20 protein-coding genes and 1 riboswitch are annotated in these 16,106 nt (G+C 61.8%); of the genes, 15 read left to right on the plus strand and 5 right to left on the minus strand.

The window, feature by feature from the left end:
* Positions 1 to 7 precede the first annotated feature (7 nt).
* Entirely contained in the window at positions 8 to 103 is a 96-nt protein-coding gene (locus tag VE009_RS22135; protein WP_325010872.1) for an IS3 family transposase, read from the plus strand.
* Positions 104 to 196: 93 nt separating this feature from the next.
* On the opposite strand, the gene VE009_RS22140 is transcribed toward VE009_RS22135, so the two are convergent.
* Positions 197 to 904 carry a tyrosine-protein phosphatase gene (locus VE009_RS22140; RefSeq protein WP_325011479.1) on the minus strand — a complete coding sequence of 236 codons (708 nt, stop codon included), beginning with the start codon at positions 902 to 904 and terminating at the stop codon, positions 197 to 199.
* Positions 905 to 1,064: 160 nt separating this feature from the next.
* On the opposite strand from VE009_RS22140, the gene nadE reads away from it, so the two are divergent.
* On the plus strand, positions 1,065 to 1,874 hold the full coding sequence (gene nadE, locus VE009_RS22145; RefSeq protein WP_325011480.1) for an ammonia-dependent NAD(+) synthetase: 810 nt from the start codon (positions 1,065 to 1,067) through the stop codon (positions 1,872 to 1,874).
* A gap of 1,012 nt (positions 1,875 to 2,886) precedes the next feature.
* On the opposite strand, the gene VE009_RS22150 is transcribed toward nadE, so the two are convergent.
* The gene (locus VE009_RS22150) at positions 2,887 to 3,696 is read right to left on the minus strand and encodes an aminoglycoside adenylyltransferase domain-containing protein (RefSeq protein WP_325011481.1); all 810 of its coding nucleotides are present in this window, start codon (positions 3,694 to 3,696) and stop codon (positions 2,887 to 2,889) included.
* 98 nt (positions 3,697 to 3,794) lie between these two features.
* On the opposite strand from VE009_RS22150, the gene acpS reads away from it, so the two are divergent.
* Together acpS and mutY are read left to right on the plus strand one after the other, a co-directional pair.
* Positions 3,795 to 4,172, plus strand: a complete 378-nt coding sequence (gene acpS, locus VE009_RS22155) for a holo-ACP synthase (RefSeq protein WP_325011482.1) — start codon at positions 3,795 to 3,797, stop codon at positions 4,170 to 4,172.
* Between the two features lie 174 nt (positions 4,173 to 4,346).
* Positions 4,347 to 5,477, plus strand: a complete 1,131-nt coding sequence (gene mutY, locus VE009_RS22160) for an A/G-specific adenine glycosylase (protein WP_325011483.1) — start codon at positions 4,347 to 4,349, stop codon at positions 5,475 to 5,477.
* A 51-nt stretch (positions 5,478 to 5,528) separates the two neighbouring features.
* Here the strand turns inward: mutY and VE009_RS22165 are convergent, their stop codons facing one another.
* The gene (locus VE009_RS22165; protein WP_325011484.1) at positions 5,529 to 6,143 is read right to left on the minus strand and encodes a superoxide dismutase; all 615 of its coding nucleotides are present in this window, start codon (positions 6,141 to 6,143) and stop codon (positions 5,529 to 5,531) included.
* A 290-nt stretch (positions 6,144 to 6,433) separates the two neighbouring features.
* Complete coding sequence (locus VE009_RS22170) at positions 6,434 to 6,619, minus strand: hypothetical protein (RefSeq protein ID WP_325011485.1); 186 nt, start codon at positions 6,617 to 6,619, stop codon at positions 6,434 to 6,436.
* A 238-nt stretch (positions 6,620 to 6,857) separates the two neighbouring features.
* Between VE009_RS22170 and VE009_RS22175 the strand changes: the two genes are divergently transcribed.
* From VE009_RS22175 to VE009_RS22225, 11 genes are all read left to right on the plus strand, one after another.
* The gene (locus tag VE009_RS22175; RefSeq protein WP_325011486.1) at positions 6,858 to 7,283 is read left to right on the plus strand and encodes a GNAT family N-acetyltransferase; all 426 of its coding nucleotides are present in this window, start codon (positions 6,858 to 6,860) and stop codon (positions 7,281 to 7,283) included.
* A gap of 92 nt (positions 7,284 to 7,375) precedes the next feature.
* Positions 7,376 to 7,942: a DUF402 domain-containing protein gene (locus VE009_RS22180; protein ID WP_325011487.1), complete on the plus strand. Its 567-nt coding sequence runs from the start codon at positions 7,376 to 7,378 to the stop codon at positions 7,940 to 7,942.
* A gap of 69 nt (positions 7,943 to 8,011) precedes the next feature.
* The gene (queG, locus tag VE009_RS22185) at positions 8,012 to 9,166 is read left to right on the plus strand and encodes a tRNA epoxyqueuosine(34) reductase QueG (protein WP_325011488.1); all 1,155 of its coding nucleotides are present in this window, start codon (positions 8,012 to 8,014) and stop codon (positions 9,164 to 9,166) included.
* A 45-nt stretch (positions 9,167 to 9,211) separates the two neighbouring features.
* The gene (locus VE009_RS22190; RefSeq protein WP_325011496.1) at positions 9,212 to 10,246 is read left to right on the plus strand and encodes an HD-GYP domain-containing protein; all 1,035 of its coding nucleotides are present in this window, start codon (positions 9,212 to 9,214) and stop codon (positions 10,244 to 10,246) included.
* A gap of 66 nt (positions 10,247 to 10,312) precedes the next feature.
* Positions 10,313 to 10,735: an HXXEE domain-containing protein gene (locus tag VE009_RS22195; RefSeq protein ID WP_325011489.1), complete on the plus strand. Its 423-nt coding sequence runs from the start codon at positions 10,313 to 10,315 to the stop codon at positions 10,733 to 10,735.
* 107 nt (positions 10,736 to 10,842) lie between these two features.
* Positions 10,843 to 10,939, plus strand: a riboswitch (guanidine-I (ykkC/yxkD leader).
* Between the two features lie 65 nt (positions 10,940 to 11,004).
* Positions 11,005 to 12,003, plus strand: coding sequence for an ABC transporter substrate-binding protein (locus VE009_RS22200; protein WP_325011490.1), 999 nt, complete (start codon positions 11,005 to 11,007; stop codon positions 12,001 to 12,003).
* A gap of 22 nt (positions 12,004 to 12,025) precedes the next feature.
* Positions 12,026 to 12,601 carry an isochorismatase family cysteine hydrolase gene (locus VE009_RS22205; protein ID WP_325011491.1) on the plus strand — a complete coding sequence of 192 codons (576 nt, stop codon included), beginning with the start codon at positions 12,026 to 12,028 and terminating at the stop codon, positions 12,599 to 12,601.
* Positions 12,602 to 12,608: 7 nt separating this feature from the next.
* Positions 12,609 to 13,442 carry an MBL fold metallo-hydrolase gene (locus VE009_RS22210; protein WP_325011492.1) on the plus strand — a complete coding sequence of 278 codons (834 nt, stop codon included), beginning with the start codon at positions 12,609 to 12,611 and terminating at the stop codon, positions 13,440 to 13,442.
* 158 nt (positions 13,443 to 13,600) lie between these two features.
* A complete protein-coding gene (locus VE009_RS22215) occupies positions 13,601 to 13,825 on the plus strand; it encodes a YneF family protein (protein ID WP_325011493.1) in 225 nt (74 codons plus the stop codon).
* Positions 13,826 to 13,852: 27 nt separating this feature from the next.
* Positions 13,853 to 14,479: a GTP cyclohydrolase I FolE gene (gene folE / locus VE009_RS22220; protein ID WP_414694921.1), complete on the plus strand. Its 627-nt coding sequence runs from the start codon at positions 13,853 to 13,855 to the stop codon at positions 14,477 to 14,479.
* 156 nt (positions 14,480 to 14,635) lie between these two features.
* A complete protein-coding gene (locus VE009_RS22225) occupies positions 14,636 to 15,115 on the plus strand; it encodes a DinB family protein (RefSeq protein WP_325011494.1) in 480 nt (159 codons plus the stop codon).
* Between the two features lie 106 nt (positions 15,116 to 15,221).
* Here the strand turns inward: VE009_RS22225 and VE009_RS22230 are convergent.
* Positions 15,222 to 16,106 (minus strand): superoxide dismutase (locus VE009_RS22230; protein WP_325011495.1); only part of this gene is annotated, 885 nt, incomplete at its 5' end.

Genomic DNA, 16,106 nt, shown 5'->3' on the forward strand with positions numbered 1-16,106 from the left:
AAGGCGAATTGAGGAATATATCATTTTTTATAACCAAGGACGACCGCAAAGGAAATTAAACAAGCTGACGCCGGTTGAGTACCGACGTCAGCTTGCAGCCTAGGGCTTATTTCCACTGTCCGCTAAATGGGGCCTTGACCACGCCCGGGAGGGGGGTTTTGCTTCGTGTCGGGTCTCTCGGATAGAAGCTCCGGGTTCAGCCGGCGATCGACCGCATCCGCTCGCGGATGGCGTCCGCCGCGGCGGCGCCGGCTCTCGCGGCGACGGCGTCGTAGGCGTGCGCGAGCAGCGGCTTGCGCGTCATGTTATGCGCGTCCGTCGCCAGCGTATGCGCGAGCCCGCGATCGACGAGCCCGTAAGCGAACGCCTGCGCGTCCACGCCGTACTCGCCGATCAGGCTGCCGGCCGACACCTGCGTCCATACGACGCCGGTCGCCAGCATCCGGTCGAGCAGGGACGGCTCGGCGCGGAAAAATCCGTGCCGCTCCGGATGCGCCAAAATGATTTTCGTGCCCCGGCCGCGGAACTCTTCGATGACGTCCCACGTGTCCGGGTGGAAACCTTCCCACGGCTCCTCCATCAGCACGAATTTCGGATTGTCGTTCAAGGGGCAGAAATTGCCGGTGCTCAGCGCTTCGCGAATGAAGGAGCCGTTCTCCAGCCGCAGCTCGTTGCCGTATCGAATCGAGAGCGGAATGCCGAGGCGGTCGAGCTCCGCTTGCAGCTCTTTCGTTTTCGCGATGACGGTGTCCCGTTCTACCTTCCAAACGTTATTGAAATGGGGCGTCGCGACGATCGTGCGCACGCCGTCTTCGACGGCCATTCTCGCCATGGCGACGGCCATGTCGAGGTCCTGGGCGCCGTCGTCCACCCCGTGCAAAATGTGACAGTGAATATCGATCATTCCGGTTTCTCCTCTCGCCTCTCTATTATCTGTCTAGGTTATAGTCATCGTAGCAAAGCGGGGATGAAAAAGCATTACCTTTTTCAACGGCTTCCTGTTGGAAATTGTCGCGCGGAAGGGGTACAATCGTTGGTAAAAGGGTACGCGAGGAGTGGGACGGTTGAGCAAGCAGCAGGAAATTATCGCCGCGTTGGGCGTCAAACCGGAAATTAACGTCGACGAAGAAATTCGGCGCCGGGTCGATTTCTTGAAGGAGTACGTGCGCAAATCGGGCACGACGGGGCTGCTCATCGCGATCAGCGGCGGCATCGATTCCGCCGTGACGGCGGGGCTGTGCAAACGCGCGACGGACGAGCTTCGTTCGGAAACCGGCATGGATTATCGGACGGTCGGCGTGCTGCAGCCGTACGGCGAGCAGGCGGACATTGAGGACAGCCGCTCCGTCGTGGAGGCGTTCCAGCTCGAGCACGCCGTGGAGATGAACATTCAGGAAGCGGTGGACGAAGTCGCGATCGAAACCGAGTATGCGCTCAAAGCGCTCGGCATCCATCGCCACATCAGCAAGGAGGGCAAGGGGAACGTGAAGGCGCGCACCCGCATGGTGATGCAGTACGCGCTGGCGTTCGAGATGAACCTGCTCGTCGTCGGCACCGACCACGCGTCCGAAGCGATCACCGGCTTCTTCACGAAGTACGGCGACGGCGCGGTCGACATTACGCCGCTCAGCACGCTGAACAAGCGGCAGGTGCGGATGCTCGCGAAGGCGCTCGGCGTGCCGGAGCCGATCCTGGCGAAGGCGCCGACGGCCGGCCTCTGGGAAGGGCAGACGGACGAGGGCGAGCTTGGCATTTCGTACGAGGCGAACTCGGATTATTTGGAAGGCAAGCCGATCGACGAAGCGATGCGCTTGAAGTTGGAGCGGCAATACGAGAAAACCGCGCATAAGCGCCTGCCGATCCCCGGGATTTAAGGGGACGGCGGCAAGCCCGACGCCATGGTTGCGTCGGGCTTTTTGCTGCGCGCTTGGGCCGCGGCGGAGGCGGGGCGTTGGTAAGCCCGCATGGCGGTGCCCGTGGCGGGAATGAGCGCCGAATGTCGCTTATTCGGCGGTTGGGCGGCGCGGCGGCGGCGGATTGCAAGGGACCAATGTTCCTTATTCGGCGGTTGGACGGCGCGGCGGCGGTCAGTAAGGGACAAATGTTTCTTATTCGGCGGTTGGGAGGCATGGCGGCAGTCTGTAAGGGTCAAATGTTTCTTATTCGGCGGTTGGGCGACGCGGCGGCGGTCAGTAAGGGACAAATGTTTCTTATTCGGCGGTTGGGCGGCATGGCGGCGGTTTGTAAGGGACAAATGTTTCTTATTCGGCGGTTGGGCGGCGCGGCGGCGGTTTGTAAGGGACAAATGTTCCTTATTCGGCGGTTGGACGGCGCGGCGGCGGTCTGTAAGCGGTTTGGCCGCGGGAGGCGAAATAGTCGGAGAAATTCCGACTATACGAGCCGCGAAGCCCGCGGGAGGCGAAAAAGTCGGAGAAACTCCGACTAAATGGGCCGCGAAGCCCGCGGGAGGCGAAATAGTCGGAGAAACTCCGACTACATGGGCCGCGAAGCCCGCCGGAGGCGAAAAAGTCGGAGAAACTCCGACTATACGGGCCGCGAAGCCCGCCGGAGGCGAAATAGTCGGAGAAACTCCGACTATATGGGCCGGGAGGGTCGCGGGAGGCGAAATAGTCGGAGAAACTCCGACTACACGGGCCGCGAAGCCCGCCGGAGGCGAAATAGTCGGAGAAATTCCGACTATACGAGCCGCGAACGCCGCGGGAGGCGAAATAGTCGGAGAAACTCCGACTAAATGGGCCGCGAAGCCCGCCGGAGGCGAAATAGTCGGAGAACCTCCGACTACACGCACCGCGAAGCCCGCGGGAGGCGAAATAGTCGGAGAAACTCCGACTACACGCACCGCGAACGCCGCGGGCCGCGCCCCGCCTACTGCAGGCGCAGCCGGCGGCGGGCGGCGCCGAGGAACGCCTGCAGCGGCTCCACGTCGAAGTGGAGCGACTCGCGCGGCTCCGGGCGCCGGTACAGCTTCAGGGCGTCAGCGACGACCTCGATGTGCAGCGGCATCGCGGCAAGCCCCCAAACGCCCGCCTCCTCCTTCGACAGCATCGCCCCGTCGGCGTCGAAGCGCATCGCGCGCAGCAGGTTGAGCACGTAGTACACCGGCTCGCGCGAAACGTCGCGGAACGGCACGTCGACGTCGGCAAGGATCGCCGCGCGGACGTCCGCGTCCGGCACCGCCGGCAGCGCCTCCGCCGCGGGCGCGCCGTACAGCGCGACGCCGCGGTCGCGCGCCGCGCGCACATGCGCCGCGAGATCGGCGTCGACGCCGCCCGCGAACGCCGGCAGCGCGGCGAAGCCTGCCCCGTCGTCGGCGCCGTCCCGCGCCGCGGCGAAGCGGCCCCGCCACCCTTCGCTCCAGTGGAAGGCGAACGGGCTCGGATGCCGCCACGGATGAAGCTGCGCGCGCGTGCACAGATGCACCTCCAGCGGGCTCGGATCGCTCGAGCGGCGAAGGAGGGCGTTGGCGAGCGCCGTTTTGGCGTCGTCGTCCACCGCTTCCTCGCACACCGCGAGCACGTCGACGTCGCTGCGCGCCGGCTGGAACGAGTCCGTCGCCAGCGATCCGTGCAGGTAGACGCCGATCAAGTTGTCGCCGAGCGTCTCCCGCAGCTGCCGCACGAAATCCTCCGTTTGACGTTTCGTCGGTTCGGGCGCGTTCGCCCATCCGTATGACATCGTCAACCCCCCTTGGGAAATGTCCCTTTATTTTCGCATATTGTACTATTTTTCGGTACACTGGAAGCAACTATGCGCAACGGAGTGGCGATAAACGAATGATCATCGGCATCGGAACGGACATCATCGGACTCGAACGAATCGGCAAGCTGCTGGAGGGCGCCAGAGGCGAGGCGTTTTTGCGGCGGGTGTTGACCGAGAAGGAACAAGCGTATTTTGTCCAGAAAAGGTTCTCGCGGGCGCGGAGCGTCGAGTTCGTAGCGGGGCGATGGGCGGCGAAAGAGGCGGTGGCGAAGGCGCTCGGCTGCGGCATCGGCGCGGAGCTCGGCTTCTGCGACATCGAGGTGCTGCCCGACGAACGGGGGCGTCCCGCGTGCACCGTGGCCCGCCCCATTGCGGAAGGGCTTGTCGTGCACGTGTCGATTTCGCATGCGGACGGATGGGCGAGCGCCTTCGCGGTGGCGGAACGGCTGTAGAGTCGAAGTCCGAGGGGCGCTTGGTAAGGGGAGACACAGCGCGGCGGGAGCCGAACATGCCGGCAGCCGCGCGCAACCTCTGCGCTTCCCGGTTGGCAAGGACCGCGATCCCCTTTATAATGCGGAGAAACGGTTCGACCGATCGAATGTCGAGGGAGAGCGGGAAACGAAAGTATGGACAATCAAGAAGCGAAGCAATATTTCAGCATAGAGCTGTTGGAATGGTACCGGAAGCAAAAGCGCGACCTGCCGTGGCGCCGGAGCCGGGACCCGTACCATATTTGGGTGTCGGAGGTTATGCTGCAGCAAACGCGGGTGGAAACGGTAAAGCCGTACTTCGAACGGTTCGTGACGCTGTTCCCGACCGTGGAGGCGTTGGCGGAGGCGCCGGAGGACGTCGTCCTGAAGGCGTGGGAAGGCCTCGGGTACTATTCGCGAGCGCGCAATCTGCAGGCGGCGGCGCGGGAAGTGGCGGAAAAATACGGCGGGAAGGTGCCCGACAGCAAGGAGCAGTTCTCCTCGCTGAAAGGGGTAGGCCCGTACACGGCGGGGGCGGTCATGAGCATCGCCTTCAATCAGCGGGAGCCGGCGGTCGACGGCAATGTCATGCGGGTGCTGTCGCGCTATTTCTGCATCGAGGAGGACGTGGCGAAGGGCGGCACGCGCGCACTCATGGAGCGGCTGCAGTACGAGCTGATCCCGGACGGGGAAGCGTCGGACTTCAACCAAGCGATCATGGAGCTCGGAGCGCTCGTCTGCACGCCGAAGTCGCCTCACTGCCTCGTCTGTCCGGTCATGGCGAAATGCGCCGGCCGGCTGGAAGGCAAGGAAGAGGCGCTGCCGATCAAAACGAAGGCGAAGCCGCCGCGCCCGGAATATCGGGCGTGCGCGCTCGTCGTCAGCGGAGACGGCCGCCGCGTGCTGCTGCGCAGACGCCCCGCGCAGGGGCTGCTCGCGGGCATGTGGGAGCTGCCGCACGTGGAATTCGCGGCGGCGGGCTGGTCGCCGGCGATGCCGGACGCGGCGGTCGGCGACGCGCTGGCCGGCTGGCTCGCCGGCGAGTTGAGCGGCTCTCGCGTCGCCGTCGCGCCCGCAGGTCCGGCCGGCGAGGCGGAGCACACGTTCAGCCACATCCACTGGAACCTGCGCCTGCACCGGCTTGCCATCGCCCCCGACGACGCGGCGCTGCCCGACGGCTACCGCTGGGTCGACCGCGACGGCATGGCGCTGCATCCGCTGCCGAACGTGTTCGTGCGCTTGCTGCGCGCGGAAGGCTTTATCGACGATGCCCGCGCCGGCGCATAACGGCAACGAAAAAGGCAGCCCCTAGGGGCTGCCTTTGCCGTATCGATGGAATTACTTCTTCGCAGCTTCGTAACGCGCGCCGACAGCGTTCCAGTCGATGACGTTGAAGAATGCGCTGATGTAGTCCGGGCGCTTGTTTTGGTACTTGAGGTAGTACGCGTGCTCCCAAACGTCGATGCCGAGGATCGGCGTCATGCCTTCCATGTACGGGCTGTCTTGGTTCGGCGTGCTCGTCACGACGAGCTTGCCGGACTTGTCCACCGCGAGCCACGCCCAGCCGGAGCCGAAACGCGTCGTAGCGGCTTTCGTGAATGCGTCTTTGAACGCTTCGTAACCGCCGAGCTCGGTGTCGATCGCGTCTTTCAGCGCGCCGGTCGGCTCGCCGCCGCCGTTCGGGCCGATCGTCGACCAGAAGATCGAGTGGTTGGAGTGACCGCCGCCGTGGTTGCGAACCGCCGTGCGGATGTCTTCCGGAACTGCGTTCAGGTCGGAGATCAAGTCTTCCAGGGACTTCTCTTGAAGCTCCGGATATTTTTCGAGCGCGGCGTTCAAGCTGTTCACGTACGTCGCATGGTGACGATCGTGGTGAATCATCATCGTCGTTTCGTCGATGTGCGGCTCAAGCGCGTTGTTCGGGTAAGGCAACGGTGGCAATTGGTGTGGCATGAGAAGCATTCCTCCCAATAATATGTAATTTAGTATCACGTTCATTATCCCCCAACGACATGAATAAATCAACATTTATGTTTCTAAAGTCGGCGGGTTGAGGCGGGCATACGGCGTGTTTTTCCGTAGAGGCTGCGGCGCAAACCAAGAGTGTTTTTCTTGTAAAGGCATCGACGCAAACTCGGACGTGCTCCGCGCGCAGGCGTTCGTCGGGACATGGAGGAGGGCGGCGCGAAGGCGACGCCCGGAATCAAGCGAGGCAGGAGTCCGTCAGCGATAGAGGCGCCGCTTCATTTTCTCGAATGATCGCGCTCCATCAGCTCGTTAATCACTTGATGATGCAGCGAAACGCCCTGCGAGTTCAGCCACGGGGACACGTCGGCCAACACATAGTGGAACTCGCGAAGCTCCGCTTCCGTCCACTCCTCGAGCGGCACGTCCGCAAGCTCTTGGAGCAGGCGCAACTTTTCTTCCATTCCTCCACCCCCTTCGCGGCGGAAAGCGAATCAACCATGCGTAATATGCACCGTTATCCAGAACTTATACGCCGACAGACTCCGGAGAAACCGTGTAAACGCTTTAAAGTAAGCGCTATCACGAGAAAAACTTATCTATTGTATTTTTATTCACGATATTTTAATATTTTAGGAGGAATTTGCGGAATTTTGTCGTATTTATTCCGTTACGACTTTCGTAAAAGTGGGAGAGAAGCTTATGCACGTTCGTCCGTTTCAGTTGTCGGATTATGCCGAAGTCACGCAGTTGATGGAAAACTCCCTCTCGGAAGCTTGCTTTCACGATACGATGGAGGCGTTCGCCCGCCAACTGTCGTGGGACAGCAGCTTGGTTATGATCGCCGAAGAGGATGGCGCGATTCTCGGCGTCGTCATCGGTACGATCGACAATAACGACGGTTATTACTACCGAATTGCGGTCGATCCGTTCCACCGCCGCAAAGGCGTCGGCAAGACGTTGATCCGGACGCTGCGGGAGCGTTTCGTCGAACGCAAGGTCAACCGGATTTTGGTGCCGGTCGACACCCACAACGAGCCCGTGCTGCCCGTCTTCGAATCGCTCGGGTTCGATATGAACTCCTTCACGACGGCTTTCAAGAAACTTAGCATTGTAGCGGGCACGTAATTATAATATAGTTAGAAACATATATTAAAATTCAAAGCGTATCGGAAGCCGATATGCTTTTTGTTTCTTCGCGCATGGAAGGTGTTTTGCTTATGTCATCGGAGAATAACGTGGTGATCAAAAGCTTTAAGCATAACGGTCACATCCACCGCATCTGGTTCGAAAATTGGCCGGTCCCGAAGGGGGAGCTGCATCCCCTTCATGCGAAGGAGCAATTCCACGTGTATATCAATCACGGCACGCGCATACGGGAGGCCGACGGGAAAGAATGGGTCAGCCGGGTGCCGGGGGTTACGTTCTTTTTGCCGGGGCATTGGTTTAACATCGTGGCGCTGCTCGAAACGACAGGCGTGCGTTATTATTGCAACATCGCTTCGCCGTTCACGCATTACGACAACACGGTGACGTACATCGATTACGATCTCGATGCGATCAAGCTGCCCGACGGCACGATCCACATCGTCGACGAGGAGGAGTACCGCTCGCATCGGGTGCTGTACCAATACCCGGCGCTCGTAGAGTCGAAGGTGAAGGACGGCCTGAACGCTTTGATGAAACGCATGAAGGAAGGAGCGGCTCCGTTCCAGGACGAGGAGGCGCTGCGGTATTACGAGCTGTGGAAAACGAGAGACGACGCAACGCCCGGGTCTGCAGGTTGAGACCGGGGCTTCGTTGTATTTTGGGAAGAATAGCGAATAGGGGAAAACGGGGAAAGGAGGGAAATGCATATGTCGGAACAGGAACGATGGCTCGAGGTGAAACGCCGGCTGCTCGAGGAGGCGCCTAAGCTCGGCATCGACAAGCTCGGCTTCGCGTCGGCGGATCCGTTCGTAGAGTTGCTCGACGTGTTGAAGCGGCACCGCGAGGCGGGGCGGGAATCGGGCTTCGAGGAGCCGGATCTCGAGAAACGGATCGATCCGCGGCTCAGCTTCCCGGGCGGGGAGCCGAGGTCGATCCTGTCGATCGCGATCGCCTACCCGAGCAAAATGAAGTCGCCGCCGAAATCCGAGCCGGGCGCATACCGCGGCATCATGGCGCGGGCCGCTTGGGGAGAGGACTACCATAAGGTGCTGCGCGAGAGAATGGGCAAGCTCGAGGCGTTCTTGAAGACGCTCGTTCCGGAATGCCGTGTCGAGTCGATGGTCGACACGGGCGCGCTCGTCGACCGGGCGGTCGCGGAGCGGGCCGGCATCGGCTGGTACGGCAACAACTGCGCCGTCATTACGCCCGAATTCGGCTCGTGGGTGTTCCTCGGCGACATGATCACGGACATCCCGTTCCCGCCGGATACGCCGGTGACGGACAGCTGCGGCGACTGTACGATTTGCATCGACGCCTGCCCGACGGGCGCGCTCGTCGGCAAAGGAGAGCTGGACGCGAACCGATGCATTTCGTTCGTCACGCAGACGAAAGGGTTCGTCGACGACGAGCTGAAGCGCAAAATCGGCAACCGGCTGTACGGCTGCGACACGTGCCAAATCGTTTGCCCGAAAAACAAGGGCATGAACTGGACGCACCAGCCGGAGCTGCAGCCGGACCCGGACATCGCGAAGCCGCTGCTGAAGCCGCTGCTGCACATGTCGAACCGCGAGTTCAAGGAGCGCTTCGGCGCAAGCTCCGCGGCGTGGCGCGGCAAAAAGCCGATCCAGCGCAACGCGATCATCGCCCTCGGCAATTTCAAGGACGAGAGCGCCGTGCCCGACCTGATCGAGCTTGTCCTGAGGGACGAGAGGCCGGTCATCCGCGGCACGGCGGCGTGGGCGCTCGGGCGCATCGGCGGCGCGGAGGCGGCCCTGGCTCTCCGGGAGGCGCTGGACCGGGAGACCGATCCCGAAGCGGCGGAAGCGATAAAAAAAGCGGTGAATGACGCCTGTCAGGCATGATATGATAGGAACGAAGGTATACGGATAGGACTCGAGGTGCGCAAGGTGAGATACGTTCCGATCGACGATTTGGAGCCGGGGCAATTTTTGGGCCGGACGATTTTTTCCAGCAACGGGACGGTGCTGCTGAACGAAGGCGTGCAGCTGACCGTCTACATGATCAGCACGTTGAAACGGATCGGAGTGACGTTCGTATACGTTCGCGACGAGCTGTACGACGACGTAGACATTCAAGAGGTCGTATCCGAGGAGACGAAGCGGGCGGTCATCCGCCAGATGAATCAAGTGTTCGATTCGGTCCGCTCGGGGAAAGAGTTCAGCACGAAAAGCGTAAGCCTCACGATCGATCAGCTGCTGGAAGACATCATGCGGAACAAAGACGTGCTGGTTCATCTTGCGGACATTCGTTCGAAGGAAAACGCCGACTATCTCCACGCGATGAACGTGTGCATGATGTCGTCCGTCGTCGGCATGAACATGGGCTTCTCGCCGACGCAGCTGAAGGAGCTCGCGATCGGCGCGCTGCTGCATGACATCGGCAAAGTGGGCGCGCCGCCGGACGGGGACGAGGACGAGGATCCTCGCAGGCACCACGCATGGCGCGGCTTCGAGACGCTCAAGGGGAAGCGGGAGTACAGCCTGCTCATCGCGCACGTCGCGTTCCAGCATCACGAGCACGTGAACGGAACCGGCCGGCCGCGGGGGCTCCAGGCGGACGCGATTCATATCTACGCGAAAATCGCGGCGGTCGCCAACGCGTACGATAATTTGGTGTCGAGCTTCGACGAGAACGGCAGGCGCATCCTGCCGCACGAGGCGTGCGAGCGGTTGATGGCGATGGCGGGAAGGCAGCTCGACCGGGACGTCCTTGTCGAGTTTCTGAAGACGGTGTCGGTGTATCCGACCGGTTCCTCCGTGCGGCTGACGAACAAAGAAGTCGGCGTCGTCGTCGGCCAGCATCGCGGTCTGCCGAGCCGGCCGATCGTCCGCGTCGTGAAACGCGACGACGACGAGCTCGAGGTGAAAGAGTTCGATTTGGCGAAGCATCCGACGTTGTTCGTGGAATCGGTCCTCATGTAATGATGTTATTCGAAGACGCCTGCGAGCGTCTTTTTTTTTCGCCAATACTCTGGGGGGCGGCGCGAGATGCTCTACGCCAAATTGCCTAGGGCGATAGCGAGTCGAGTGGTTCGACAGTTTTCGATGTCGACGGCGCAATTTTTTGTTGCGGTATTGATTGTTTTTCTGTTCGTCAGCAGTTCGACTTATATGGCGAACCAATATGTGAACCAAGGTCCGCTCGGCAGCATTCATTTTTTTACGGTCGTTACTTTGGTTTTCTTTCTCCATGCGTTTACCCATATCGGTCAGTCCGTTCTTTTGCGTTCGATCACTCCGGGCGTAATCACATCGGTCGTCGTCGTTATACCTTATAGTTTGGGATTGTATTACGCGTTGCTGGAACATCGAATTATGACGTGGGGCACGATTTGGGTCAGCCTGCCTTTTATGATCTTGATATTCCCCGTATTGTTTTTTGCCCATTGGATCGGAAAAAAGACAGTATGATAGTGATGCTTGTGTAATATAACATTACATTCTTGTGGATAGTAAAGCCCTTAGTTTTATTTTGTGTTAAGTATATTGACATACACATTCATCCTCCGCTATGATTGGGGTAAGTTTTCTAGGGTTCCGCGGCGGCAGCCCGCCGGACAGGTCCGAGAGAAAACGCGCTGCGTGCGTACACGGAGGGACAAAAGCCCGGGAGATATCGTTCTTACGATGTCTCTCCGGGCTTTTTTTCATAAAAACATGAGGGATCGGGAGGAATTGGCATGAGAAAAACAGCGAAGTGGATGGCGGTCTTATTGGCGTTCGGAGCGATGGCGGCGGGGTGCGCCTCCGGCGGGGGAACCGCGGCGCCGGCTGGCGGAGAAGCGGAAAAGACGTTACGAATCGCCTACAACATTTGGGTCGGAAGCGCGGGCGCGTACGTCGCGGACGCGAAAGGATATTTCGAAGAAAGCGGAGTCGACGTCGAGCTGCTGCAGTTTGCGAACCCGACGGAAGCGGCTCAGGCGGTTGTCGCGGGCCAAGCGGACGCCGCGATTACGACGCTCGACACGCTCGTCATGTTGAAAGGGAAAGAAGCGGCCGACAATCCGCTCCAGATGATTCACGCGATCGACGTGTCGAACGGAGCCGACGGCATCGTGGCCGGCGGCGATATCAAGCAGCTTGCGGACCTCAAGGGCAAGCAGGTGGCGGTCACGCTCGGCGCGGTCAATCACTTCCTGCTGTCGCATGCGCTGCAGTCCGCCGGGCTGACGGACGCCGATGTCGAGCTCGTGAACATGGCGCCCGAGCTGACCGGCTCGACGTTCATGAGCGGCCAGGTGGACGCCGCGGTGACGTGGGAGCCGTTCCTGACGGAAGCGCAGCAGAACGGCGGCACGCTGCTGTATTCGACCGCGGACGCCCCGGGCCTCGTCGTCGACGTGCTGATGACGACGCAGAACGCCGTCGAGCAGTACGGCGCGCAGTTCAAGAGCGTGGTGGAGGCGATCGACCGCGGCGTGGCCGAATTCGAAGCGGGCGACGCCGACGCGGACGCGGCGGTGGCCGAGGTGATCGGCAGCAAGCCGGAAGAGGTGAAGGACATCGCCTACGGACTTGAGCTGTACACGAGCGAGAAAGCGAAGAAGATGATGGTGGACGACGCGGCGGCGACGGAAGCGATGATCGGGGTGATGAGCGATTTCTTCCTGGCGCAGGAACTGATCGATGAGGCCGTCGATCCGACGACGGTCATGAATCCGGCGCTGTTCGAATAAACGGAAGAGAGGCGAGCGAAGGATGGAACGATTGCCAGGCAAGGCGGCGCTGCTCATCATCGACGCGCAGGAAGGGTTCCTGCCGGCCGTGTTCGAAGCGCCGGCGGCGATGCGCGGCATCGAACGGCTGCTGACGGCGGCGCGCAAGGCGAAGCTGCCGGTCATATTCACGCAGGAGATGCATCGCAAGGAGGGGGTGGACTTCGGCCGGGAGCTGGACGGCTCGGAGGGGGTGCACTGCCTCGAAGGAACGGAGGACGTCGAAATCGCGGCGGCGCTGCGCCCGCTCGACGGCGAGTACCGCGTCGTCAAGAGGCGATACAGCTGCTTCTTCGCGACGGATCTCGATTTGCTGCTGCGGGGGCTGAACGTGCAGACGCTCATCGTCTGCGGATTTTTGACGGACGTCTGCGTCCATTACACGTGCGTGGACGCACATCAGCACGATTATTATGTTCGGGTGGCGGTCGACGCCGTCAGCGGCTCGACGCCGGAGGCGCACGAAGCGTCGCTGCGGGCGATCCAGTATTTGCAGTCGGCCGCGCCGACGAACGCGGACGAAATCGAGGCGCTGCTCGGCGCGGCAATCGGGAGGTGAAGCGGGAATGAAGCTGTGGATGGAGGGGGCGGTCGCCCTGTTTCGGAGCAGTTTGTATAAAACGGTATCCGCCGTCGTGAGAACCGACGATTTGGTGCTCGTCGTCGACCCGACATGGCTGCCGCACGAAGTGGACGCGATCCGGGAATACGCGGAGAGCGTTCGGGACGGCCTCCCGCTCTATGTGCTGTTTACGCATTCCGACTACGACCATATCCTCGGGTACGGGGCGTTCCCGGGAGCGCGAACGATCGCCAGCCGGGCGTTCGCGGACAGGAGCGAGGAGGAGCGCGAGCAAACGCTCGAGTTGATCCGCGCGTTCGACGACGATTATTATGTGGAGCGCGGGTACGACATGACGTATCCCGAGCCGGATCACGCGATCGCCGGAGAGGGAGAGGCGCTGCGCATCGGGGGGACGACGCTGACGTTCTACCAAGCGCCGGGGCATAACCCGGACGGCCTGTTCACCGTCGTGGAACCGCTCGGGCTGCTGCTCGCGGGCGATTATTTGTCGGACGTCGAATTCCCGTTTGTGTACTACAGCAGCACACTGTACGAGGCGACGATCGGGAAGCTGGACGCGATCCTCGCTCGTCATGAAATCGCCCTGCTCGTGCCGGGCCACGGGGAAGAGACGCCGGACGCCGCCGAAATGAAGCGCCGTCAGGCGAAAGATTTGGCGTATTTGCGCGCGATGCGCGAGGCGGTCGCCGCCCGCGATCAAGCCCGAATCGACGCGCTGATCGACGGGTGCCCGTTCCCGCGCAACCTGCGGAAGTTTCACCGCAACAACCAAACGCTGTTCGAGCGCGAGCATGGGACTCCGCCGACGACATAGGGGCATTCCGCCCCGCGGCAGGCCCTCGGAACCCAATTCCGGGGGCCTTTTCGCGCGACGGCTCTTCCCGGCGCCTCCGCGTTTGTGTCCGCGCTCGTGTCCATGCTATGATGGTAGCAGTTTTCGACGAATCTTTTCTCGTTGGGGTGGATGATTTCATGGCGTGGTATAACATCGTAATTCCGATCGTAACGCTCGTCGTCGGGCTTGTCGGTGGCTTTTTCATAGGCGTGTATTATTTGCGCAAACAGATGGAAGCGATGCAGAACAACCCGGAAATGCTTCGGGAGATGGCGAAGAAGATGGGCTACAACGTCAATCAGAAGCAAATGAACCAAATGCAGCAAATGTTGCGGAACCAGCCGGGACGGCGCCGCAAATAAAGCGAGTTGGATAGGCGGTGGAACGAGTTGGACGCGAATAAATTCGAACCGAGAAATCCGAACGCGGACGTGAAGACCTATATCAATTCGCTGGCGAACGAAAACGCGGAGCTGATCGAGGGACACATCCGAGAAATTCTTCGGTTGATCGGAGAAGACCCGGACCGGGAAGGGCTGGTCGACACGCCGAAGCGCGTGCGGAAGATGTACGAGGAAATTTTCGCAGGCTACGAGGTCGATCCTCGCGAGGTGCTGGGCGTGACGTTCGACGAACGGCACGAAGAGCTGGTCATTGTTAAGGACATCGTATATTACTCGCAATGCGAGCATCATATGGCGCCCTTCTTCGGGAAGGTGCACATCGGGTACATCCCGAGCGGTCCCATCGCGGGGCTCAGCAAATTCGCGCGCCTCGTGGAGGCGATCACGCGCAGGCTGCAGGTGCAGGAGCGCATTACGACGCAAATCGCGGACACGTTCGAGGAAGTGCTGCGGCCGCACGGCACGATGGTCGTCGTGGAAGGCGAGCATCTGTGCATGTGCGCGCGCGGCGTGAAGAAGCCGGGGGCGAAAACGGTCACCTCCGCGGTGCGCGGCCGGTTTCGGACGGATTCGGCGCTGCGGACGGAATTTTTGTCGTTAATACGGGAGTAAAGTTTCAGCGGGAAGCCGGCGCGGTAGCGCCGGCTTTTTGGCGTCGCTCTCGACGCCGAGCAAGCTGCGCTCTGGACGAAGGCGGCCGAAGGGCTTACTATCGATCTAATAGGAAACGACCGGCGTTGGAGCGCTGAGCGGAAAGGGGAACGCACGATGAAAGATAGGATGGAATGGATCGACCGTTACGCAAGGGGGGCGGAGCTGATCGAGCGCGCCGTGCAAGGGTTGTCGGAGAAGGAGCTCCGATACGTCCCCGCCCCCGGGGCGTGGAGCGCGAAGGAGATCGTCATCCATATGGCCGATTCGGAAACCGTCGTCGTCGATCGGATGAAGCGCGTCATCGCGGAGGAGCGTCCTCCGCTTCGAACGATGTACCAAGAGTTGTGGACGCGGCGGCTGCGGTATGCGGAGCTGGACCATCGGCCGTACCTGCCTCTGTTTAAGCTGCTGCGGGAAACGATGGCGGGCGTGCTGCGGACGCTCGACGAAGCCGATTTCGAGAGGGTCGGAGTGCACGACGAATTGGGCGACATTACGCTTCAGGGACTGATCGTCCGTTACGCGGAGCACGCCGAGAACCATGCGGCGCAAATCGAAAGGAACGCCGCGGCGTTCCGCCGGAGCCGGCCATGAGCGCAGCGCCGTCGAGCCGCCCGGCGACGTCCGGAAGCGGCGGCTGAGGCCGAACCGGACGATTCGGCCTGTATCCCGTCCTTGCGGCCCGGCCGGGACCGCCGCTTCAGTACGGCTTCCAGACGAGGCGCCTCGCCTCCTCGAACCGTTCCCCCGCGTACGGCCAGTTGACGACGCGGAACCAGGCGTCGACGTACCGCGCGCGCTCTTGTTTGTACTTTAAGAAATAGGAGTGTTCCCAGACGTCGATCGCGAGCACCGGCACGTCGTCCCACTGCGTCAAGTTTTGGTGCTTCTCGGCTTGCAAAATTTGCAGCCGCCCCGCCCGCGGCGACCAGACGAGCAGCGCCCAGCCGCTGCCTTCGACTTTCTCGGCGGCTGCGGCGAAGTGGCGCCGGAACGAATCGAAGCTGCCGAAGTCGGCCCGGATGCGGGCGGCGAGCGGACCGTCGGGCTCGCCGCCGCCTTCGGGACTCATGCCGAAGAAGTAGACGGTGTGCAGGTAGTGCCCGGCGCCGTGGAAGGCAAGCTCGCGCTCCCAATGCTTCACGAGGGCGAAGTCGTTCGTCTCTCTGGCCTGCTCGAGCCTGCGTTCGGCTTCGTTCAGCCCCTTGACGTAGTTCGCATGGAGGACGCTGTGGTGGATGCGGATCGTTTCCGCGTCGAGGTGCGGCTCCAGCGCGTCGTAGGCGTACGGCAGCGCGGGCAGCGTATGTCCGCCGATCGGCACGGGACCGGGCGGCAGGGCGGCGGGCTCGCTCCAGCCGCCTTCCGGCAGGATGCCGCGCCGCGCGTCCTCGAGGGCCGCGAAGCGGGCGGCCGCGTCGCGCGCCATGGCGGCGGCCGGCCCCGCGCCGTTCGCGCGGCGGGCGAGCTCGAGCAGCGCCGCCGCCCAGCGGCGCGCGCCTTCGGCGGCGCCGTCGGCCAAGGCGGCGAGCTCGCGGCCCACGGCGTCGTCGCGCGGGGCGGCGCCTCCGCCCGCGGCCGCTGC

Origin of the sequence: Paenibacillus sp., from assembly GCF_035645195.1 — a bacterium.
Classification (GTDB): Bacteria; Bacillota; Bacilli; order Paenibacillales; family YIM-B00363; genus Paenibacillus_AE.